The organism is Trichloromonas sp. (genome assembly GCF_041583255.1).
Classification (GTDB): domain Bacteria; phylum Desulfobacterota; class Desulfuromonadia; order Desulfuromonadales; family Trichloromonadaceae; genus Trichloromonas.
Window position 1 is genome coordinate 1 of the sequence record NZ_JBFHGD010000034.1, and the last position, 21,600, is coordinate 21,600.

The window sequence follows — 21,600 nt, forward strand, 5'->3', positions numbered from 1 at the left end:
GCCGCTGAAAAAAGAAAACCGCCGGCCGCCCTAAATCGGCGACAGCGGTTCATCATCCCTCTGAAATCTGATTCTTGCCCTTCGCGTTCATTGACCCCTCCGCAAACGCAACAATTTCACATTGATCCGGGCGCAGGAAAAAGTCAACGGATTGCGATGGCAGCTTTCTGCTCAGGCGTGTTCAGGCTCGCCATACTGGCTATAACGCCTTTACCAGTCACTGTTGACTGTGAGGGCGGGCAGCGGCCCTGTTGGCATCACCGGGAGCAAAAAACGACCTGAAAACGAGGCCCGTCCCGCCGGAGGAGATCTCCTGGCGGAATTGAAGAACTGCTGTTTCTTGATATGCTTGGGGAGATGCCGCTGAGGTCAGCCAAATGAATGTTCTTTTGATTTATCCCGAGTTTCCCGATACCTTCTGGAGTTTCAAGCATGCCTTGAAGTTAGCCCACAAGCGAGCTTCCTCGCCGCCGCTGGGACTCCTCACGATTGCCGCATTGCTCCCCCCGCAGTGGAACAAAAGGCTGGTTGACCTCAACGTTGCCCGGCTTACCGACAGAGATCTGAGCTGGGCCGATGCCGTCTTTGTCAGCGCCATGCTGGTGCAAAGGGAGGCGGCCCGTAGCGTCATCGCCCGGTGCCGCGCCGCCGGGGTCCGGATCATTGCCGGCGGACCGCTGTTTACCAGCGAGTATGGGCAGTTCGAGGCGGTCGACCATTTCGTGCTGAATGAAGGGGAGTTGACCCTGCCGCCCTTTCTGGCCGACTTGGCCCAGGGCCAGGCCAAGCGCGTCTATGCGACCGCCGAATTCGCCGATATCCGGAAATCGCCCGTCCCCTTGTGGTCATTGGCGCAGATGCGCCGTTATGCCGCCATGAGTTTGCAGTATTCGCGTGGCTGTCCCTTTCAGTGCGAATTCTGCAACGTGACGGCACTCTTTGGTCACCGGCCCCGCACCAAGGGGACCGACCAGGTTCTTGCCGAACTCGACGGTCTCTACACGCAAGGTTGGCGGGGGAGCGTTTTCTTTGTCGACGACAATTTCATCGGCAATAAAAAACAGCTCAAGACGGAGCTTTTGCCCGCTCTGATCGCCTGGCAAAAGACCCGGGGCGGGCTGTCGTTTTACACCGAAGCCTCCATCAATCTGGCCGATGACCCGCAACTGGCGGAATTGATGGTCGAGGCCGGTTTCGACACGGTCTTTATCGGCATCGAAACACCCAACGAGGCCAGCCTCGCCGAATCGGGCAAGCATCAGAACCAGAGCCGCAACCTGGTTGAGGATGTCAAACGCCTGCAGCGGGCCGGGTTGCAGGTGCAGGGTGGTTTCATCGTCGGCTTCGACAGCGATACTCCAGCCATTTTTCAGAGACAGATCGATTTTATCCAGAAAAGCGGGATTGTCACCGCCATGGTCGGCCTGCTGCAAGCCATTCCGGGGACGCGACTTTACGAGCGCATGCAACGGGAAGGCCGGCTGGTTTCAGACGGGACCGGGGATAACGTCAGTATTTCAACCAACATCATTCCAGCCATGAACCTGGAAACCCTGCAGGAGGGGTACAAGAGCATTCTGCGGACCATTTATGCGCCTGAAAATTACTATCGGCGGCTCAAGTCCTTTTTGTGGGAATACCGCCCTCCCAAGGTTCGCTCAGTGATGAGCCTTGGGCACAAAATGGCGTTATTCCATTCCATTTACCGCCTCGGGATCCTGGGCAAGGAGCGACTGTGTTTCTGGAAGGTCATGCTTTGGGCCCTGTTCAAACGCCCCAGGTTATTTTCTCATGCCCTTACCCTGGCGATTTACGGCTACCATTTTCGAATCATCTGCGAACGTTATATATTGAAATGAAGCCCCCTCGATCCTTTAAAATCACGGTGTCGAAGAAATGTGCCGGCAAGGTTTTGCGGCCGCTGCGCACCACTCTTTGAGGCCGCCGGTTTTTTCGAGGGGATGCTGGGGCCGTTCTCTTGTCGACGAAAATAGGGCGTCAGGACAGGTCCTGCTCCTGCTCCTGCTCAAACCTGATCGCGCCGGTTCTCTGCGTAGCGCGGAAGGACTAAAACCGAGGGGCAACGGTTTTGACGAAGCTGCACTTCAGGCGGTGAAAAATGCCCAGTTCCTTCCGGCCGTTCACCACGGGGTCCAGGTGCCTTGTCGCGCCCTGTTGCCGATATCATTCCGGCTATGGTCTGGACCCTGAAGATCCTTATTTCCACATCACAAGATAATACGTGTAGCCGACATAGCTGGCCAAAAGAGCTGCGCCTTCTAGCCGATTGATGCGGCCGGGGCCGCGAAAACCGAAGCCGATGGCGAACAGGGACAGTGTGAGCAGCCCCATGGTCAGCAGGTCCCGTGAGAAGACTTCGGGCGCGATCGCCATGGGACGGATCACCCCGGCGATGCCGACCACGGCGAGGGTGTTGAAGAGATTGGAGCCGAGGATGTTACCCAGGGCGATGTCGTGCTCGCCTTTGCGCGTCGCAATCACCGATGAAGCCAACTCGGGCAGGGAAGTGCCCACGGCGACAATCGTCAGGCCGATAATCAGGTCGCTCACTCCGAAACCATGGGCGATCTTAACCGCCCCCCAGACCAGAATGCGGGAACTGACGATCAGCAAGAGCAGGCCACCGATGAGCCAGAAAATCGCCCGGCCAACCGGCACGGTCTGGGCCTGGAGTTCCTGCTCCATTTCGGTTCCAAACGGGTCCGTCTTTTTTGTTAAGCCCTGCGCGATCGTCCAGATCATCAGCCCGGCAAAGACCGCCAGCAGAACCATCGCATCGTTGCGGCTGAGTTCGCCGTCCCAAAGCTGAAAGGCGGCCAGGGCGGTAACCGCGGCGAGGATCGGCAGTTCTTTGCGCAGTACCTGCGAATGGACGGCGATAGGACTGATCAGGGCCGTTATCCCCAGAATCAGCGCGATATTGGTGATGTTCGACCCATAGGCATTGCCGAGGGCGATGCCCGGGTTGTTCTGGGCTGAGGCAATGGCTGAAACGACCATCTCCGGGGCCGAGGTGCCGAAGCCGACGACCACCATGCCGATCAGCAACGGCGGCATGCCGAAATGGCGGGCCACCGCAGCGGAGCCGTCGACGAACCGGTCGGCACTCCAGACCAGAAGAGCCAGGCCGAACAGCAGGGCAATAAATGGAACCATCATAATGTCTGTTCTCCAGGTTGAGGTGCATCTACGGGGGGCGCGTCTTCCCCGGAGCGTTGCTTCTTCTCCGTCAGCCGGGCACCTAGAGTGCCGACCTCGTAGAGTATAACAAAGGGGATGGCTATCGAACTCTGGGAAAGCACATCCGGCCCGGGGGTGATAACGGCGCCAAAGACGAAGGCGACGATCAGCATGTATTTGCGCTTGGTGGCGAACCACCGACTGTCCGTCAGGCCCAGCCGGGTCAGGACGATCATCAGGACCGGCAGTTCGAAGACCAGGCCGAAGGCGAGCATCATCTTCATGGCGAGAGACAGGTAGTCGCCCATCGAAAGCATCGCATCGATGTCGCCGGCATCGAGTCCGAAGTGAATCAAAACCGAAAAAATGACCGGGAATACATAGCGAAATCCCAGGTAGGAACCGGCCAGGAAGGAGGCAAAGCTCCCCATGATAAAGATCAGGCCGAGCGCTTTTCCCGCGCGTTTCTGGCAGGAAACGATCAGGGTCCAGGCCTGCCAGAGAATCACCGGCAGGGCAACCACCAGGGCCGCACCGGCTGCCAGCATAAGGTAAGTGAAGAACGGTTCGGTGGCGCTAAGAAAGACCAGTGAGCTTCCTTGCGGCAGCAGCTTCTGCAGCGGTGCGGCGAGCCAGAAAAAAAACCGCGCAGAAAAACCGTACAGGCAGAAAAAGGCAATCAGCCAGGTGCCGCCGGCAATCATCAGGCTTTTGCGCAACACTTCCAGGCAGGCTATCGGCGACAGCCGTTCTTCGCTCATGGCTTTTCTCCTGCGGGCCGAGGCGCCCTGGTCAGTACGGGGCGATGTTTTTCCCAGAACAGGATCAGGGCACTGGCGACGAAGACGGTCGAATAGGTGCCGGCAACGATCCCCACCAGCAGGGCGAAGGCAAAATTGTGGATCACCCCGCCGCCAAAGGCAAACAGGGCCACCACCACCAGCAGGGTGGTGCCCGAGGTCAGGATGGTGCGCGAGAGGGTCTCGTTGATGCTGCGGTTGACTGTTTGCGGAAAGGTCTCGCCGCCGTGCCGGCCGATGTTTTCACGGAGGCGGTCGAAAATGATGATGGTGTCGTTGAGCGAATATCCGATGATGGTGAGAAAAGCCGCAACGATTGTCAGGTCGATCTCCTTGTCGAAAAGGGAAAAGAGACCCAAGGTGACCAGCACGTCGTGACCCAGCGCGACCATGGCCGCCACCCCGTAGCGATACTCGAAACGCCAGGAGATATAGACCAGCGTTCCGAGCATGGCGTACAGCAGGGAAAGGAGCCCCTTGGAACGCAGATCCTTGCCGACCTGGGGGCCGACCATCTCGCTGCGCAGGATGTCAAGTTGCTCGTCGCCCGTTCTGTTTTTGAGGGTCTGTTCGATCTTTTGTGAAAACTGCGTTGCTTGCTCTTCGACCTTTTGTGCCCGGATCAGGAACTCATTCGTGGTGTCGCCGAATTGCTGTACCGTGAGCGGTCCCAGGTCGAGTCCGGCCAGGCCGTCCTTGATCTGCGCCGCCTGCATCGGGATGGAGAAACGGACCTGGATGAGGGTGCCGCCGGAAAAGTCGACGCCGTACTGGGGTCCGCCCTTAAGTGTCAGCGAGAGTAGTCCGGCGAGAATTACCACGACGGAGACGATGACGGCGATCCGGTTTTTACTGACGAAATCGAAATTACTATTGGGTTTGATGATTTGCATGGTTTGTCTCCGGACAGATACTGGGGCGGCAATGCAGCCGCCCAGCGGAAAGTTGAAAATAGGGGGTGTTGCGATACTCGTCCATGAGTGCCGTTTTGCCAACGTGCCGACAACCCGCTCGGTGCCTGGATTCTGTGCACGGACGGCGGAAACAGGCACGGGTCCCGTGAGGGCGGCTTCTACGTTTTGAGTTAGTTATCGAGAGAACTGGACGGGTGCTGAAACCTTGCAGACAATCTTCTAAACGCGAGCGCCAAGGCGCCCAGGGTAGGCAGACGATTAGTCAAGATTTCAGAAGGTTAAACGTGTGGCGGAGGCCGGGGGAGAAAAGGAGACTGCCATGCGGCGAAGAGGCGCAGAGGAGGACCCTCTCTGCGGACCGCGGGCGGTGTCGGAAGATAGTGGCTGACAATTGCGGTCCCGCCTGGGGGGGGAGCAGAAAATGCGTCTAAAAAGGGGCCGGCTGATTTGAATTTCTGAAGGGTGGCCGCTCCCCATTCCGTCGAGGCCGTGGGGGCAGCAAGGCTATCGCATCGATAGGAAAAATGGTGGTCTGCGGGAGCAATGGTTGAGCCGAGGAACGAGGAGAGGGCAAGGAACAGGCATGTCCACACGAGGGAACGGCGTAAGAGGCGGTACCGTAAATGCGCCTGGCCTGGCATGTTGCGAGCTTTCTTTTTTTGGCGAGTTGTTGCTCGTTAAAAACCAGTCCGTATTGTAAAGCAGCAGCGGAACAAAAGTCCAGATCCATTTATTTCAGCATTATCCCAGGCCGTCACAGGCTCCTAGCTGCCGCGCTTGGCACCGAGCGAGCGCACTCTTCGCGGTTGAGCGCTTGTTTCGACGCAGCCGAGGGGGGGCGGGAAAGTTCAGCCGCATCATGCTGACGCGAGAATGCCGAGCACGGTCTGTTCCGACAGCAGTTGGCGGTCAAGCAGGGCTTGTTTGAAGCGCTGGCTGATGTCGCTGGCCAGCATCCGCTCGTAGCGGATATCGAGGACGTAGGCCTTGACCGTGAGGCGGGTCAGAAAGGTGCGGTCGAACCGGTCTTCGATCATTACTTTGATCGGTTTTTTGAGAAAGACATAGGGCGAACTGGCGGCCGATTCGTAGGCCAGCCCCCTGATCTGCTGGATGTCGAGATGGGCCGGCAGGCTGAAGTGGACTTCGACCATTTCGTCGAGGGCGCCCGAGTTGGAGTTGGAGATGGCCTGGCCGAGGACCATGGCGTTGGGCAGGGTGACGGTGCTGTCGCCGAAGGTCTGCAGGCGGATGGAACGCAGGCCGATGTTGGTCACTTCGCCGTAGTGGTCGCCGACCTGGATCATGTCGCCGACCCGGAACGGGCGGTCGAGCAGGATCAGGATGCCGGCGATGACGTTTTTGATCAGGTCCTGGGCCCCCAGGCCGAGAGCGAGGCCGGCCGAGGCGCTGATGGTAATGATGGTGTTCAGCGTCGGGTTGAAGATGGCGAAGATGATGAAGGCGGCGGCGCCGACCCAGATCAATAGCCGCAGAACCGGATAGACACTTGCGATCAGCAGCCGGTGCCGGCCGAATTTGTCTTTCAGCTTTTCGGTGCCCATCCGCAGCAGGTGAGTGAATCCCCAGGTCGCCAGAAAGAAGAGCGCGGCCAGCAGCAGGCGAAGGAAAGAGAATTGTTCGACGATGGTTTGCAGAGTCCCTTCTTGCATGACAGTCTCTTTCAGTAAAGGATGTGCATCGATTCGAGGGTGCTGGTGACCGGGGCGTAGTAAACGGGGTTGAGCCGATAGGCGATCGGTTCCTGGTCACCGCCATTTGCTGCGGCCAGCAGCAGCCCCAGGCTGCTCAGGAAGTCGAGCCGCAGGCGGCTGTGGAGCAGGTCGCAGTGAAAAATTTCACTGTGCTCGCCGGCGGTCAGGCCGCCGTGGCCGAGCACTTCGGCGAGGGCGAAGAGCTGGTCGCGCTCGAGGCTGCGCAGAAAGGAAAACTCGATCTTTCCCAGGTGGCAGGCGGCAAAGCGTTTCTGCCCAGGATCGTAATCGAGGCACAGCAGCCAGTAGTAGAGGGCCGCTTCGAGGTTGCCGCCGCTGGCGGCAAAGAGTTCGCGAAAAAAAAGCTCCTGCCGGTTTTTTTCATCCTCGGCGGCGGGATTATCGCCTCCGGCGGCCGGCTCGCCCAGAAAGGCCAGGGGGTAGCCGGATATGCGCTGCCGCAGCATCAAGGCCTGGCGGATTTCCTGCTGGTCGGCCAGCAGAGTCGGGATCTGGTGGGTGAAAAAACGGCTGATGCCGAACTGGTAGTCCATCCGGGTCCAGGGGATTTTGCGAAACGTGATCAGCCAGAGAAAATGTCGGCGGGTGGCCAGGACCAGGTAGAAAAAGACTTCCGCGGCGCGGCCGCCGCCGACTACCCGCAGCGCGAGGTTGTGCCCCCCCTCGACCATCAGCATTCCGCGCGGGCGGGCCAGCAGCTGCTGAACCAGGGCGTCGAGGGAATCGGTCGGCGCCTCGATGGCGAACCATTGGCGGAAGAGGTCGACGACCTCCTGTTCCGAGCGCAGCCGCTGCTTGATCTCGAACCGCAGCAGGTTGCCCCTCGCCCCGTATTCGCTGGCAAAGCAGTTGGCCAGCGAGGTCTTGCCGCTCCCTTCCGGGCCGATCACGGCCAGGCAGCAGGCTTTGCCATCCTCCCAGCGTTTGTACAGGTTGTCCAGGGTCTTCAGGTTTTCGTCGCGGGCGACCATGAACTCGCGGTTTTTCAGCGGACCGAGGGTGAACATGCGGCGGTAGAGATGGGGAAACGTCTCGGTTCGTTTCAGTATTTCGACGGCTGACGGCAGGTCGGTGAGGCGCAGCAGTTTCTCCTGCTGCCCCGCTTCCGTCTGAATCGCACCCTGCAGGCTACCGAGCATGGTCTTGGACAGGGAGCGCAGGCTCATCGGCCCTTCGCCCCCCTGGTTGCCGAGAATCCTCCGGCGCAGTTCGTCGCCCTGCTGCCGGATTGTCTTGCGGATTTCGAGCCATGGTCCTGGTTTATCCCCCCGCTGGTCGGCCAATGCGTCGCAGAGCGATTGGCAGAAGCCCGTTCCATGCTGCTGCAGGCGGTCGCAGAGGCCGCCCCAGAAATCTTTCAGCGGCTGTGCCTGGGCGCTGAGCTGGTCGGCGGCGGCCTCGAGGACGCCGAGCGCGAGTTGTTCGGCTTCGTGGAGAATGGCGTCGATATCTGGAGGCGTGTCGCCGGCAGGTTCGGCCCGCAGCAGGTCAAGCTCTTCGTTGGCGACCTGGAAATGAAAGCGCAGGCTCGACCAGATGTCAGATGCTTTCGCTTCCAGGTCGGCTGCGAGTTCGACATGCTCAGTCACCAGGGGGTTGCGCTGCAATGATTCCGTCGAAGGCAGGGCCTGGCAGGCACGGCTTCTGGGGCTGCTCTCTGGCGGTTCGCCCAGCCCGGAAAGATCGCGAAGATGACGGTTCAGCCTCCCCAGCAGGATCTGGCCGGCCGACTCCAAAGAGGTCTCGGGCGGATCCTGCTGGTCGGGAAGGGCGGTGGCTGCCGCCCGGGCGCTTTCGGCCATCTTTTCCAGCAGCCCCAGCACCGGTTTTTTGTCAGGTGCCCATGATTTCATTTGCTGGTCGAACTGGGGCTGTACTTTTTTCAGCAGCCAAAAGCGCTGGGCGTCCAGTTCCGTTTGCAGCCGTTCGGCGGTTTCCGATACATTTTCGGCGGCCTTTTCGCGCGCCAGTGCAAAAGAGCCGGCCAGCTGCGAGCGGCTTTTTTGCAGGCTTTCCTTCAGGGTGTCAACGGCCAGGGTCATGGTGTCAAGCAGAACTGTCGAATCGGCCCGGCACTGTTCGAGGGTTTTGGCAGCAGCCTCATCAAGGGTCACGGCGAAGGTATCAAGGGCCGGGGCCTGGGGTCTGGACAGGCTGGCGGACGGCTCGGGGCGATTCAGGGGCATTGGGAGGCTCCGTTAAAATGCGATGACGGCGGCGGCAATCGCTGCCCGAACTAAATAATAACTCAAGTTACGGCTTATTGAACTGAAATCTTTGACCTAATGACCAAACTGCCGACGCCTCAGGCGATCGAATGCGGTGCGAAGAAGACTCGACCCATTCGGCCGAATCGGTTATCATGGCGGCCATGCCGACAATTCTTTTATTCTCCTATCTGTTCACCCTGCTGGCCGGCTACTTGCTGCGGGGCCTCAACCTGGGCCACCTCAAGCGTCACGGCAACAGTGTGCCGGCGGGGTTCGAGCAGGCCGTCGATGCGGCAACCCTGCAGAAAACCTCGGCCTACACCCTGGCCCAGAGCCGGCTCGGGCTGGTCGAGTCGCTGGTCGACAGCGCCCTGCTGCTGATCTTCGTTTTTGCCGGCCTGCTGCCGGTTTACGATCGCTGGATCGGCGGGCTGACCGATTCTCCGGTCATCGGCGGGGTGCTGTTTTTCCTCTGTCTGCTGCTGGCCAAGACCCTGATTGACATCCCGTTCAGTCTCTATCGCAACTTCCACATCGAAAAAGAGTACGGCTTCAACACCCAGACCCTCGGTCTCTGGGCCGGTGACTTGGTCAAGGGGGTGCTGATTTCGGTTCTCCTGCTCGGTCTGCTGCTGGGGGGCGGTCTCTGGCTGGTGTCGGTCAGCCCGACCGGTTGGTGGTTCTGGGGCTGGCTGCTGTTCGTCCTGTTCACGCTCTTTCTGATGTTCATTTCTCCTTACGTGATCGAGCCGATCTTCTTCCGCTTCGAGCCGGTGAAAAAAGAAGGGCTTGAAGAGGCGGTGCGCGCCCTGATGGAGCGGGCCTCCCTTTCGGCCGGGAAGGTCTACCAGGTCGACGCCTCCCGCCGCAGCCGCCACTCGAACGCCTATTTTACCGGCATCGGCCGGGTCAAGCGGATCGTGCTGTTCGACACCCTGCTTGAACAACTGGAGACGGGTGAAGTTCTCGCGATTCTGGCCCACGAAGTCGGTCACTGGAAAAAACGGCACATCTTCAAGCGCCTGGTCAAAACCGAGCTACTGGCGCTGGGCGTTTTCTATCTCGCCTATCGCCTGATCGAATGGGACGGGCTGCCGGCATTGTTCGGGCTGGAGCAGACCTCCTTCGCGGCCCAGTGGGTGCTCCTCTCGTTTCTTGGCCGCCTGGCCGCCTTCCCCTTCACTCCCTTGGGCAGCTGGCTCTCCCGCCGCGACGAGTGGCAGGCCGACCGCTATGCCTGCGAGCTGCATGATACGCCCGGTGATTTGGCCTCCGGACTGGTCAAGCTCTCTCGCGACAATCTCGCCAACCTGCACCCGCATCCCTGGTACGCGGCCTTTTACTTTTCCCATCCTCCGGTCGTGCAGCGGGTACAGCAGCTGCGGACCTGCGCAGTCCGATCTGGTGATTTGCCCCCTTGACACCGTTACTGTGTGGGAGTACAAATTGAAACTTACTATTTCCCCCCTGCGAAAGGATTTTTTCATGAAACAGATTGTTGGCGCGGTTCTGGCGGTTCTCCTGTTGGCCGTCGGTTGTACGGCTGAAGAGAAGAAGGTCGAAGTTAAAAAAGTTGAACTGACCAGCAGCAAAGATAAGGTCAGCTACGGGATCGGCATGAGCATCGGACGGGATTTCTCCCGACAGGAGCTCGACATCGACCCGGATATTCTCGCCCAGGGAATCAAGGACATGCTGGCCGGCGGCCAGACCCTGATGACCGAAGAAGAAGCCCAGACGACCCTGATGGAATTTCAGCAGGAGATGATGGCCAAGCAGGAAACCGAGGGCAAGGTGCTGGCCGAGAAGAATCAGCAGGAGGGCGAAGCCTTCCTGGCTGAAAATGCCAAGAAAGAAGGGGTGGTCACCCTCCCCAGCGGTCTGCAGTACAAGGTTCTTACCGAGGGGGCCGGCAAGACCCCGGGCAAGGAAGATACGGTAACCGTCAACTACCGCGGTACCCTGATCAACGGCGAGGAATTCGACAGCTCCTACCAGCGCGGCGAACCGGCCACCTTCCCGGTCGGCGGAGTGATCGCCGGCTGGACCGAGGCCCTGCAGCTGATGAAGGAAGGGGCCAAGTGGCAGCTCGTCATCCCTGCTTCGCTGGCTTACGGCGAGCGCGGCGCGGGACCGGTCATCTCCCCCAATTCGACCCTGGTTTTCGAAGTGGAACTGATCTCGATTCAGCAGTAATCCAGTCTGCTTGTCGATGCGACCACAGGGCCGCCAGCATCTGCGTACCGCGGTGCTGGCGGCTTTCTGATGTCTGTGGTCACCGTGAGGGCACAGGGCCAGCGAAAGGAACGGAATCATGGCAGAAGCAAAAAAAGGGGATGCGGTAAAAGTTTTCTACACCGGCAGGCTGGAGGACGGGTCGGTCTTCGATACCTCCGAAGGGCAGGCGCCCCTCGAATTCACCATCGGCCGCAAGGAGGTCATTTACGGCTTCGAACAGGCGGTGATCGGCATGCAGCCCGGCGAGTCGAAAACCGTTACCCTTCCGGCCGAACAGGCCTACGGTCCGCATCGGCCGGAAATGGTGGCCGAAGTGGATCGCAAGGATGTGCCGGCGCACCTCGAGCTGGTGGTCGGCAATCACCTCGAACTGACCAAGGGGGATGGGGAGCCCTTTGCCGTGTTGATCTCGGCGCTCACCGAAACGATGGTCACCCTGGACGCCAATCATCCCCTGGCCGGTCGCGAGCTGACCTTCGAAATCAACCTGCTGGAGATTGGCTGAGTTCCTCTATCTGACGGGGCCCGGTGACAGTTCTTGTCGCCTGCTGCCCGGACGGTGTTTTCATATGGCGGCCCGGTCCCCGTTGCATGCGGTGGAACGGGCCGCTTGCTTTTGGCCGCCTTTTTGCAAAACTTACAGGCGTCAGCTGCTCGTCCGGGCAATTGATGGTTCTTGCCGAAAGGCCGTTGCCAAGGGGGATCTCCGATGCTCAAGAAGCTCATCCTGCTGCCTGATCTGCCCGAACTGCGCCGTATTCTCGAAAATTCCTTCCTGCGCCAGCAGGGGTTTGAATTTTTGGCGTGCGGTAATGGCGCCAGGGCGTTTGCGCTCGTCGAAGAAAAAGACCCGCTGCTGGTGATCCTCGGGCTGGATATGGAGGAGCTGCGCGGCGATGACTGCTGCCGTCAGATCAAGGGTGATCCCTTCCTGCGGGCCACTCCCGTCGCCCTGGTTGTTCGCCCGGGCCACGAACGGGACCTGGCGCGTGTCAAGTCCTCCGGCTGCGACAGCCAGATATCTGCTCCCTTTGATGAAACCCAGGTCATCGACACGGTCTGCCGCCTGCTGCGGATCGTCGAGCGGGCGACCCCCAGGGTCAATGCCCGGTTTTCCCTGCAGTTCGGCCTGACCCCGCCGGTTTATCACGACGGGGTCGCCTTAAACGTCAATGGCGGTGGACTTTTCATCGAGACGTCGAGGCCGCTTCCGGTGGATACCCTGGTCGGACTGGAACTGCACCTGCTCCCCGAGGCTGCCCCGCTGACCTGTCGCGGCCGGGTGGCCTGGGTGAACCACCCTGAGTGGATGAAAAGTCCCGGCCTCCCGGCGGGGATGGGCGTTCAGTTCGTCGATCCCCCCGAGACGGTTATGCGCGCCGTTCGGGTTCACCTCGAAGCGGCTTCCTGACACCGCCGGCTTTATTTGCCCCTGTTCAAGAAATCCCCGCTCCGAATCGATTCTCCGCTGATATCCGGACAGTTCCAGAAATAGACCCAGGCTTGCGTCTGCGTACCATCGGCCAGGGTCACTATTGTCCTGCGGCGCAGGTAGTCGCTGCTCTCTTCATTGTGCGGCGCATATTCTTCCAACCGGTCCAGTGCTCCCAGGATGTTTTCGTAGTCTGCAGTCGCCAGGGTCAGCAGTTCGCCGGTCACCGTCCCCTCGCCGGGTTCAAGATAAGGGTAATCCCCCTCCGTGACGTAGTACAGGCGGCCTCGGCAGCTTGCGGACACTTCTCGCACCGTTTTTCCGGCCAGAAGTCGCAGGTAGTTTGCCTGGCCGGGCCGCAGGGTCCCATAGACGAAAACTGGAAGCTGAGACGCGGGCATCGTCCTCCTCGGGGCATTTGCCGGGTTATTTGTTGCTTTGCTGGTCGCGATAGACGATTTTTATGATACATGAAAGCCCGCAGTCAGGATACCTGCTACACGTCATCCTGAGGTGACTGGTCGGGTTTTTAATGTTGTTGTGATTGTAAATTTACAACAACGTTCTATTGTTAGATATGGTCACAATGTATTTTCTCTGGTGCGCTGTTGGGTTGCCGTGCGGTTACTATGGTGAGCAGGGGATGAACACAATAGGCGCGGAGAGTGCCCTTCGGTGCCGCGGTTTCAGCCGTTCAAGGGGCGGCTTGTGGTTTTCTGTCTGGATGGCCGTTGCTTTGGTCCTGTTCGGGGCGGGGGCGGCGGCAGCAGAGCAGAAACGCGTCCTGATCCTTCACTCCTACGACCCTGGCTACCCATGGACCGCCGGCCTGATGGCCGGTGTGGAAGAAGTGCTGGGCCGCTCCGGGGAAAATATACGCCTCCATGTCGAATACATGGACACCAAGCGCTATCACAGCGAAGAATACCTGGACCGTATCCTCGAGGTAGTCTTGCCCTACAAGCTGGCCGGGCTCTCTTTCCACCTCGTTCTCGTTTCCGACAATGATGCCTTCAGTTTTGCCCTGAAGCATCGGCGCGACCTGTTTCGCGGTGTTCCCATCGTGTTTTGCGGCCTCAATAATTACCAGCCGGCGATGATTTCCGGTCTCGATGGGATTACCGGGATCGCCGAAGTAACCTCGGTTCGCGGTACGCTCCAGGTGGCGCTGGAGCTTCATCCCGAAACCGAAGAAGTTATCGTGATCGGCAATACCCTGGAGTTGACCGGTCGGCTGACGAAAGAGCGAATTTTATCGTACCTGCCAGAGTTTGAGAATAGAGTCCGGTTTTCGTTCTGGGACAATCTGGAGGTTGAGGAGCTGACGGCCAGGTTGGCTGGGCTGACATCGGGCCAGATCGTTCTGCTTAGCAGTATTGTGACCTATGAAAGGGGGGTGGTGCCACTCCTGTCAGAGAGCGTCAGTCGCATCCGGCAGGCGTCCCCGGTTCCCCTCTACAGCCTTTGGGAATCAGACCTTGGACAGGGGGTTGTCGGCGGCAAGCTGATCAGTGCTCACCAGCAGGGAGCCCTGGCCGGGCAACTGGTGCTGCGTGTTCTGCGCGGCGAACCTGCCGAGGCCATTCCCGTTATCAGCAACGATGCCAACCAGTATCTGTTTGACTACAACGAATTGAAGCGGTTCGGAGTCGATTTCTCCCGTCTTCCCGCAGGCAGCTCTTTAATCAATCAGCCCACCTCGTTTTACGCAATCAGCAAAGAACTTTTCTGGCTGGCCGCTGCCCTCGGCTTGGCGGCGCTCGTCATCATGGCCCTGTTGCTGCTGACTCTCCGCTCCCGCAAAAAAAATGAGGCCGTCCTGCGGGAGCACTCCTGGCTGCTGCAAACCCTGATCGATGCCATCCCCTTGCCGATTTATTACAAGGACGTCGAAGGGCGTTATGCGGGCTGCAATGCCGCCGGAGAAAAATTCATCGGCCAGACCAGGCAGGCGATCATCGGCAAGACGGTGCATGACCTGTTTCCGGCCGTGCAGGCGTTGCGGTATCAGGACTCGGACCAGGCGCTGCTGCAACGGGGCGGGGTCCAGGTTTTCGAAGGTCTCATGACGGTTGCAGACGGCAGAACCTGCGACGTCCTTTTTCACAAGGCGGCCTATTGCCGGAGTGACGGCAGCTTCGCCGGGGTGGTCGGGTCGATTCTCGACATCACCGGCCGCAAAGAGGCGGAACGGAGGCTCACGCAGGCTCTGGCTGAAGCGCGGGAGGCGCGCGAAAAAATAGAAACGATTATCCGGTCGATGGCCGAAGGCCTGATTGTCACCGACCTGAACCGCCGGGTCCTGCTGATCAACCCGCAGGCGGAAACAATGCTTGGAATCAAGGGCCGGCCGGTGGGCGACCCTATTGACATTCCGGCCCTGAAAGGGCATTTTGACGCCGTTCGTGCCGGGAACCACGAGTTTTTCTTTGACGAGATAGGCCTGCCGGATGAGTTCCGGGACAGGATCTCGACCCTGCAGGCCCGTTCTTCGCTGCTGCTCGGCAAGGATGGGGAAAATACGGGGGTCATTACCATCTTGCGTGATGTGACCCGCGAACGTGCGTTCGATCGCATGAAGGATGAATTTATTTCGACGGCCGCCCACGAATTGCGGACCCCCCTGACCTCGGTGCTCGGGTTTTCCGAGATTCTGCTGCATCAGGAACAATACGGAATCACCGACCCGAAACTGCAGCTGGAGTTGCTTGGTCATATATCTGAAAAGGCCGAGCACCTGGCCCGGATCGTTGATGATCTTCTCGACCTCGGGCGGATCCAGGCCGGGCGAAAAATCCCGCTTGAGAAGTCCTTGTGTAAGATTCGAAGCCTGGTCGAGAAGGTCGTCACCCCCTACCGGAACATGGCCGCCGGGTATGATTTCGAGATTTGCCTGCCCCCTGAGCCCGAAGAAATATGTGTCGATCCGAAGAAAATGGTGCAGGTTTTCGAAAATCTCGTCAGCAATGCGGTAAAATACTCTCCGGAAGGCGGTGTGATACGGATTGCAGGCGATTTGAGCGAGGGACGCTACCAATTATCCGTTGCCGATCCGGGGATCGGGATGACCCCGGAGCAATGTGGGCGAATTTTTGAAAGTTTTTTTCGCGTGGATGCTTCAAATACCGCGGTCGAAGGACTGGGGCTTGGCATGACCATTACCAAGAACATCATCGAGGCCCATGGCGGCGACATCTGGCTGGAAAGTGAAAAAGGGAAGGGGACGACCGTCTTTTTTGTTCTTCCCCTGGAGGTGTTTTGCGATAGATCTTTGCTCAGCAGGGGGCATGAAGAAACAGGAGGGGCTCAGTGAAGAAAATCCTTATTGTCGATGACCAGCCCGATGTCAAGAAACTGCTGAAAATCATTCTGCAGTCTGAAGACCGGGTGCTGCTGTGCGCCGACAGTGGCGAAGAGGCGATCACGCTCGCCCGTGCCGAACGGCCCGACGTGATTCTGCTGGACGTGATGATGCCGGGGGGGATGGACGGCTACCAGACCACAAAAATCCTTAAGAGCGACCCGCAGACGTGCGGCTGCGCCATTATCGCCATGACGGCCAAGGTGCAGGAGCAGGATCGGCTGGCGGCGTTTGACGCGGGGGCCGACGATTATCTCGGCAAGCCCTTTGATATGCGTGAGCTGCAGAAGAAGGTCGCCGATTTTCTTTCCTGAGGCGATGGCTGACTGCAACGGAAAAAGCCGGGGGCTCTAGGTGAGCCCCCGGCTTTTTTTTATCTGCTGCCCCGGGTTCAGGCCTTGGCCGACCAGTGCCCGTGAAGGTTGCAGAATTCGCGGGCGGTAACCTGTTTGGCGGTGATGGCGAAGGTGGCTTCAGGCTTGCCCCCCGGCTTGAGGAACTGACGATAGACCTTGCCGTCGGCAATCAGCTCGATCCATTCGATGTAGTGCTTTTCTTCCATCGGGTGGGCAACGCTGCCGACCTTGACGGTGATTGAGTTTGCGCCCATTTCGATAACGGGGACATGCTTTTCCTTGGCGGCGTCAACGGTATTCTCCGTCAGCAGCTGCATCGGCTGACCGCAGCAGACCAGTTCGCCGGCACCGGCATGCAGTACTTCGACGATGTTGCCGCAGACCGAACATTTGTAGATTTCGAGTTGTTTGGGCATCCGTTCCTCCGTGTCATGTGATTGTTGCGTTAGCAAAAACCTGGACGCGAGTCGATGATCAGGCCCAGTTTCGCTTTGAATGGATATTGGTCAGGCCAATTGGGATTAAAAGGGCGAATGAATTCTATCACGCATGAAGGGCTTTGCAACAGTCGGGATCTGCTTGTGATTGATACGGAATAAAAAAGGCCCCGAAGCCGGGGCCTTTTTCAGAGCGGTTTCGCAGTTATGCCATTATTTCACGTGGCACTCAGTGCACTTGGTGGGGCCGCCTTTTGCCGCATGGCAGTCTTTGCAGGCTTCCTTATGGGCGGAGTCTTTGGTCAATTCGATTTTGGCGGGCTCGCCCTGATGACAGGCTTCGCAACCGAGCGTGTCGGCGTGCCCCTTGTGGTTGAAGGTGACGACGCCTTTGCCTTCGTAGGTGTAAACGTCGGCGGCGAAAGCAGGTGCAGCGGCAATGGCGGCGAGCATGACAACGACCAGCAGTTTTTTCATGGTGGAAAAGCCTCCTTGAAAGAGAATGTTTGTTAGGCGGCGTTAAATCTAGTGAATCTATTAGTGTATGTCAAGAAAAAATTGGAGTCTGCGCCTGGGTTTTGTTCCATAAATAATAAAAATCTTGTCGCCTGCTTGCGCTTTGTATTAGTATTTCTTCCGGGTTCGCTATATTCGAGAAAGGTTGCACGATGAAGACGATCATGGTGGTGGATGATCAGCCTAATATCCGGCAACTGGTTGAAATCGCGCTTAAAAAAGACGGCCGCCGGATTCTTGCGGTGGAAAGCGGTGAACGGGCGATCGAGGTGGCACTATCCGAGTCTCCCGACCTGATCATCATGGATGTCATGATGCCGGGCGGGATGGACGGTTTTCAGACCATTGAAATCCTTAGATCCAATCCGGTCACTTGCGCCTGCCCGGTGCTGGTTCTCACCGCCAAGAGCCAGGAATCCGAAAAACGGCGGTCGGAAGAGGTCGGCGCGGAAGGCTACATGGCCAAGCCTTTCAGGCTGACCGCCCTGGTCGAACATGTCGAGCGACTCCTGAATTAACAGAGAATGGCCTGAAATAATTGGCGGCGCCGCGTTTGTGCCAAGGCGCCAGCTGAACACCTGGAGGTTTGTGAATGAAGAAGGACATCCTGGAAAAAGGTGCTATCATCCAGCGGGACAAGGAAACCTACGCGATAGCTCCGCATATCCCCGGCGGTATTACGTCGCCAGCCCAGTTGCGCAAGATAGCCGATATCGCGGAAAAGTTCGGTGCGCAAGCGCTGAAACTGACCAGCGCCCAGCGCATCGCCATTGTCGGTCTCGAGGAAAGCAGGCTTGACGAGATCTGGGAAGAGCTGGGGGAGAAGCCCGGTGCCGCGATCGGCATGTGCGTCCGTTCGGTCAAGATCTGCCCCGGCACCACCTTCTGCAAACGCGGCCAGCAGAATTCGGTGGAAGTCGGCCTGGAGATGGACCGGCGGTATCATGGCCTGGAACTGCCCTGGAAGTTCAAGATGGGGGTTTCCGGCTGCCCCAACGACTGCGGCGAGGGCTGCATCAAAGACGTGGGGCTGATCGGCGCCCCCAAGGGCTGGAACGTGATGGTCGGCGGCAACGGCGGCAGCCGGCCGCGGCTTTCTTACAAGCTGGTCGAGAATGTGTCGACCGATGAAGAGGCCCTGAAGATCGTCGATCATCTGGTCCAGTGGTTCAAGGCCAAGGATAAGCGCGGCCGGCTTGGCAAGTACATCGACGATGTCGGCTTCGAGGCGTTCCGGGACGAAGTCCTGAACGGTCTCAAGGATTGACCGCAGGGGAGCTTCGGCTCCCCTTTTTTATTGGCTGCCGCGGCGGGAGAACCGGTAGCCGCGACCCCGTAACGTGAGAAAGTGGGCCGGTTTGGAGGGGTCGGCTTCAAAGTACTTGCGCATGCGGACGATGAAGTTGTCGAGCGTGCGGGTTTCGGTGTCGGGCGCCATGCCCCAGACCGCGGCGAGCAGTTCGGCCCTTGACAGGGTTTCGCCCTCGTGCCGAAAGAAGGTGCGCAGCATCCGCACCTCGAGTTCGGTCAGCGGAAGCTCCCCCCGCGCCGTCATGGCTTTTTGCTCCTTCAGGTTCACCTCGTTGCTGCCGAATCGGTAGCTTCGACCCAGTCCGCTGCCGGGGCGGTACCATTCAGAACGGCGCAGCATCCCCTTGACCCGCAGCATGAATTCGTCGAGGCTGAACGGTTTGGTCAGGTAGTCGTCGGCCCCGGTGGCCAGCCCGTCGATCCTGTCCTGCTCTTCGCTGCGGGCGGTCAGCATGATGACCGGCAGCCGCGAATCGTGGCGGCGGATTTTCTGACAGACCTCCAGGCCGCTGATGCCCGGCAGCATGACGTCGAGAATCACCAGGTCGAAATGCTCGTCCCAGACCAGATCCAGGGCCTCTTCTCCGGTTTCCACATGGGTTACCTTGAACCCCTCCTCTTCCAGGTTGAAAACCAGGCCACGGGCGATGCCCGGTTCGTCCTCGACCAGCAGCAGGTGGGGTTTCATGGCAGCTTTTCCCTGTTCGGTCCCGGTTTGAGGGGCAGAATGATGTGCACACTGGTCCCTTTGCCGCGCCCTTCGCTGGTGAGCCAGACCTTGCCCCGGTGCAGGCGGATGATAGCGCGGATGATGAACAGGCCGAGCCCCGAGCCGCGGATGGTTTCGCCCGGATGCTTGACCCGGTAGAACATGTGAAAGACCTTCTTCTGCTCTTTTTTGTCGATTCCCTTGCCGCGGTCAGAGAATGTCAGGTCGGCTTGCTTGCCTTTTCGGGCCAGCCGGACCTGGATATTGGGGGCGCCGGTGGAATAGAGAATGGCGTTTTCCAGCAGGTTGCGAAAAACGGTCTCCAGGGCCTCGGTGTCGATGTCGGCGTACAGACCCGGTTCGATGTCGAGGCTCATCTTGCCGGCTTTCGGCAGGGCGAACTGGCGATGGCGGAAGTAGCCGCTGACGCACTCCGACAGGTTGTCGCGGCTGAGGGTCAGTTTGAGTCCTTTCTGCTCCAGGCGCTGGGCCGACAGCAGGTTGTTGATCAGGGTGTCAAGCCGGTCGGTGTCGCCCAGCATGGTGTCGATAAAGGTCGACATCTTTTCCGCTGACGGGCGCCGCCGTCGAATGGTTTCCAGGTGCAGCTGCAGCGAGGCGAGGGGCGACTTGAGTTCATGGGTGACCTGGGCGATGAAGTTGTGCTGCGCCCGGTACAGGGCAGCCTGCCGCTGCCAGTAGAGGAAGATGACGTAAACGCCGGCCAGAATGGCGCAGAGCAGCAGAATGCCTTCGGCCAGGATGAACCAGTCGGTACCCACCTGCAGCAGTTCGGGGCTGTATTTCTCAGCCATCGCCCGCAGCTTGAGGTGGCTCTTCATGAACCAGGCGATCCAGAAAACTACCACCACGACCCAGAGCAGCTGGATGCCGATAAGTGCGAAAAGCGGATTGATGAGGCGTTTGAGATCTTTCATGGCTCCTGTTTACCATGCCGGAAGCGGCTCGAACAAGGGAATTGTCGAGGCGGGTTTTACAGTATTGTTACAATAGCTTCGCTCGTTTTTTGGTAAGATTCGAATATTCGATGACTACCTACAGTTCGCAGTGCAACATCCTGGCAGCAAGGAGTTCAATATGGTTTCACCCCTGACCATAGGCAAATACACCGTCCGTTATCCGCTCATTCAGGGCGGGATGGGCGTCCGCATTTCGGCCTCCGGCCTGGCCGGTCACGTCGCCCTCTGCGGCGGCATCGGCCTGATCGCCACCGCCGGCCTTGGGCTGAACAGCCCCCACTACGACGGCAAAAATTTCTTTACCGCCGATCCGCTGGCGCTGAAGGATGAACTCCGCAAGGCCTACGCCATCGCTCCCGACGGCGTGGTCGGCACCAACTGCATGGTGGCGGTGACCAATTACGATGAAATCGTGCGGGCTTCCTGCGAAGGGGGCGCCAAGGTCATTGTCAGCGGCGCCGGCCTGCCGCTCAACCTCCCCGCGCTCACCGCCGATTTCCCCGATGTCGCCCTGGTGCCCATCGTCTCCTCGGTCAAGGCCGCTGAACTGATCGCCAAGAAATGGCACCGGGGCTTCAATCGGCTGCCGGATGCGGTGGTGGTCGAAGACCCGGATACCGCCGGCGGCCATCTCGGCGAAAAAATGGAGAATATCGGCAGCGGCGACTACGACCAGTATGCCACGGTGCGCGGGGTCAAGGCCTACTTTAAGGAAACCTGGAACCTCGATATTCCGGTGATTGCCGCCGGCGGCGTCTGGGACCGGGCCGACCTGCTGCATGCCCTCGAGCAGGGCGCCGACGGTGTGCAGATGGCCAGCCGCTTCGTCTGCACCAAGGAGTGCGACGCCTCCGACGCCTTCAAGCAGATGTACCTCGACTGCCGCCAGGAAGATATCGGCCTGATGATGAGCCCGGCCGGCCTGCCGGGACGGGCCATCCTGAAGAATTTCGACAAGATCCGCCAGCGCGATGTCAGCATGAACGTGCGCTGCCCGTCCGGGTGCCTCAAGAAGTGCGCCTACAAGACCGGGCAGGAGCGCTTCTGTATCGTTCACGCCCTCGACCGGGCCCAGCGCGGCGATGTCGAAACCGGCCTGGTCTTCTGCGGCACCAACGCCTGGAAGGCCAACCGCATCGAGACGGTGCAGGAAGTTTTCAACGAACTCTTTGCTGTCGACACCGTCGACCACGATAATGGCGGTGTGGATACCTGAAGCGAACACCCTTACATAGATCAGATTGCCGGAGGCGGGCCCCAGGGTCCGCCTTCACGTTTTTCGTCGTCGGCAAAGAAAAAGGATCCCCCTAAAATCTTGTCATCCTGTGCTGATCTGCGTTAATATCTGGAAATTTGCAGGAAACCGGCAAGAAGTGCCTCTCGAAGGGAGTTTTCATGA

21 protein-coding genes are annotated in these 21,600 nt (G+C 59.1%); 11 read left to right on the forward strand and 10 right to left on the reverse strand.

The window, feature by feature from the left end; all coding sequences use genetic code 11:
• The first annotated feature begins 377 nt into the window (after positions 1-377).
• Both ABYV89_RS04575 and ABYV89_RS04580 read left to right on the forward strand, forming a co-directional pair.
• Entirely contained in the window at positions 378-1,859 is a 1,482-nt protein-coding gene (locus ABYV89_RS04575) for a B12-binding domain-containing radical SAM protein (protein ID WP_432821753.1), read from the forward strand.
• Between the two features lie 37 nt (positions 1,860-1,896).
• Positions 1,897-2,211: a TonB family protein gene (locus ABYV89_RS04580; protein ID WP_432821754.1), complete on the forward strand. Its 315-nt coding sequence runs from the start codon at positions 1,897-1,899 to the stop codon at positions 2,209-2,211.
• Between the two features lie 6 nt (positions 2,212-2,217).
• On the opposite strand, the gene ABYV89_RS04585 is transcribed toward ABYV89_RS04580, so the two are convergent.
• From ABYV89_RS04585 to ABYV89_RS04605, 5 genes are all read right to left on the reverse strand, one after another.
• Positions 2,218-3,180 (reverse strand): calcium/sodium antiporter, encoded by a 963-nt coding sequence (locus tag ABYV89_RS04585; RefSeq protein ID WP_432821755.1) that lies wholly within the window; start codon positions 3,178-3,180, stop codon positions 2,218-2,220.
• Complete coding sequence (gene tatC, locus ABYV89_RS04590; RefSeq protein ID WP_432821756.1) at positions 3,177-3,962, reverse strand: twin-arginine translocase subunit TatC; 786 nt, start codon at positions 3,960-3,962, stop codon at positions 3,177-3,179. Before tatC ends, ABYV89_RS04585 begins: the two co-directional genes overlap by 4 nt.
• The gene (gene secF / locus ABYV89_RS04595; RefSeq protein ID WP_432821757.1) at positions 3,959-4,894 is read right to left on the reverse strand and encodes a protein translocase subunit SecF; all 936 of its coding nucleotides are present in this window, start codon (positions 4,892-4,894) and stop codon (positions 3,959-3,961) included. Before secF ends, tatC begins: the two co-directional genes overlap by 4 nt.
• Before the next feature lie 878 nt (positions 4,895-5,772).
• Positions 5,773-6,588, reverse strand: coding sequence for a mechanosensitive ion channel family protein (locus ABYV89_RS04600; RefSeq protein ID WP_432821758.1), 816 nt, complete (start codon positions 6,586-6,588; stop codon positions 5,773-5,775).
• Positions 6,589-6,599: 11 nt separating this feature from the next.
• Positions 6,600-8,837: an ATP-binding protein gene (locus ABYV89_RS04605; protein WP_432821759.1), complete on the reverse strand. Its 2,238-nt coding sequence runs from the start codon at positions 8,835-8,837 to the stop codon at positions 6,600-6,602.
• Between the two features lie 131 nt (positions 8,838-8,968).
• Between ABYV89_RS04605 and ABYV89_RS04610 the strand changes: the two genes are divergently transcribed.
• The 4 genes from ABYV89_RS04610 (at position 8,969) to ABYV89_RS04625 (ending at position 12,510) form a co-directional block, all read left to right on the forward strand.
• On the forward strand, positions 8,969-10,282 hold the full coding sequence (locus ABYV89_RS04610) for a M48 family metallopeptidase (protein ID WP_432821760.1): 1,314 nt from the start codon (positions 8,969-8,971) through the stop codon (positions 10,280-10,282).
• Between the two features lie 64 nt (positions 10,283-10,346).
• Positions 10,347-11,057: an FKBP-type peptidyl-prolyl cis-trans isomerase N-terminal domain-containing protein gene (locus tag ABYV89_RS04615; RefSeq protein WP_432821761.1), complete on the forward strand. Its 711-nt coding sequence runs from the start codon at positions 10,347-10,349 to the stop codon at positions 11,055-11,057.
• A gap of 118 nt (positions 11,058-11,175) precedes the next feature.
• Positions 11,176-11,604, forward strand: coding sequence for an FKBP-type peptidyl-prolyl cis-trans isomerase (locus tag ABYV89_RS04620; RefSeq protein ID WP_432821762.1), 429 nt, complete (start codon positions 11,176-11,178; stop codon positions 11,602-11,604).
• 204 nt (positions 11,605-11,808) lie between these two features.
• Complete coding sequence (locus tag ABYV89_RS04625) at positions 11,809-12,510, forward strand: response regulator (protein ID WP_432821763.1); 702 nt, start codon at positions 11,809-11,811, stop codon at positions 12,508-12,510.
• A gap of 11 nt (positions 12,511-12,521) precedes the next feature.
• On the opposite strand, the gene ABYV89_RS04630 is transcribed toward ABYV89_RS04625, so the two are convergent.
• Positions 12,522-12,932, reverse strand: coding sequence for a gamma-glutamylcyclotransferase family protein (locus tag ABYV89_RS04630; protein WP_432821764.1), 411 nt, complete (start codon positions 12,930-12,932; stop codon positions 12,522-12,524).
• Between the two features lie 305 nt (positions 12,933-13,237).
• On the opposite strand from ABYV89_RS04630, the gene ABYV89_RS04635 reads away from it, so the two are divergent.
• Entirely contained in the window at positions 13,238-15,844 is a 2,607-nt protein-coding gene (locus tag ABYV89_RS04635) for an ATP-binding protein (RefSeq protein ID WP_432821765.1), read from the forward strand.
• The gene (locus tag ABYV89_RS04640; protein ID WP_432821766.1) at positions 15,841-16,206 is read left to right on the forward strand and encodes a response regulator transcription factor; all 366 of its coding nucleotides are present in this window, start codon (positions 15,841-15,843) and stop codon (positions 16,204-16,206) included. Before ABYV89_RS04635 ends, ABYV89_RS04640 begins: the two co-directional genes overlap by 4 nt.
• Positions 16,207-16,283: 77 nt before the next feature.
• On the opposite strand, the gene ABYV89_RS04645 is transcribed toward ABYV89_RS04640, so the two are convergent.
• Together ABYV89_RS04645 and ABYV89_RS04650 are read right to left on the reverse strand one after the other, a co-directional pair.
• Complete coding sequence (locus tag ABYV89_RS04645; RefSeq protein WP_432821767.1) at positions 16,284-16,664, reverse strand: desulfoferrodoxin; 381 nt, start codon at positions 16,662-16,664, stop codon at positions 16,284-16,286.
• A 234-nt stretch (positions 16,665-16,898) separates the two neighbouring features.
• Positions 16,899-17,162: a cytochrome c3 family protein gene (locus ABYV89_RS04650; RefSeq protein ID WP_432821768.1), complete on the reverse strand. Its 264-nt coding sequence runs from the start codon at positions 17,160-17,162 to the stop codon at positions 16,899-16,901.
• Positions 17,163-17,353: 191 nt separating this feature from the next.
• Between ABYV89_RS04650 and ABYV89_RS04655 the strand changes: the two genes are divergently transcribed.
• Together ABYV89_RS04655 and ABYV89_RS04660 are read left to right on the forward strand one after the other, a co-directional pair.
• A complete protein-coding gene (locus ABYV89_RS04655; protein WP_432821769.1) occupies positions 17,354-17,719 on the forward strand; it encodes a response regulator in 366 nt (121 codons plus the stop codon).
• Between the two features lie 74 nt (positions 17,720-17,793).
• Positions 17,794-18,468 carry an NAD(P)/FAD-dependent oxidoreductase gene (locus ABYV89_RS04660; protein WP_432821770.1) on the forward strand — a complete coding sequence of 225 codons (675 nt, stop codon included), beginning with the start codon at positions 17,794-17,796 and terminating at the stop codon, positions 18,466-18,468.
• Between the two features lie 27 nt (positions 18,469-18,495).
• Here the strand turns inward: ABYV89_RS04660 and ABYV89_RS04665 are convergent, their stop codons facing one another.
• Both ABYV89_RS04665 and ABYV89_RS04670 read right to left on the reverse strand, forming a co-directional pair.
• Positions 18,496-19,200: a response regulator transcription factor gene (locus ABYV89_RS04665; RefSeq protein ID WP_432821771.1), complete on the reverse strand. Its 705-nt coding sequence runs from the start codon at positions 19,198-19,200 to the stop codon at positions 18,496-18,498.
• A complete protein-coding gene (locus ABYV89_RS04670) occupies positions 19,197-20,159 on the reverse strand; it encodes a sensor histidine kinase (protein ID WP_432821772.1) in 963 nt (320 codons plus the stop codon). Before ABYV89_RS04670 ends, ABYV89_RS04665 begins: the two co-directional genes overlap by 4 nt.
• A gap of 160 nt (positions 20,160-20,319) precedes the next feature.
• On the opposite strand from ABYV89_RS04670, the gene ABYV89_RS04675 reads away from it, so the two are divergent.
• A complete protein-coding gene (locus tag ABYV89_RS04675) occupies positions 20,320-21,417 on the forward strand; it encodes an NAD(P)H-dependent flavin oxidoreductase (RefSeq protein WP_432821773.1) in 1,098 nt (365 codons plus the stop codon).
• Positions 21,418-21,600 lie beyond the last annotated feature (183 nt).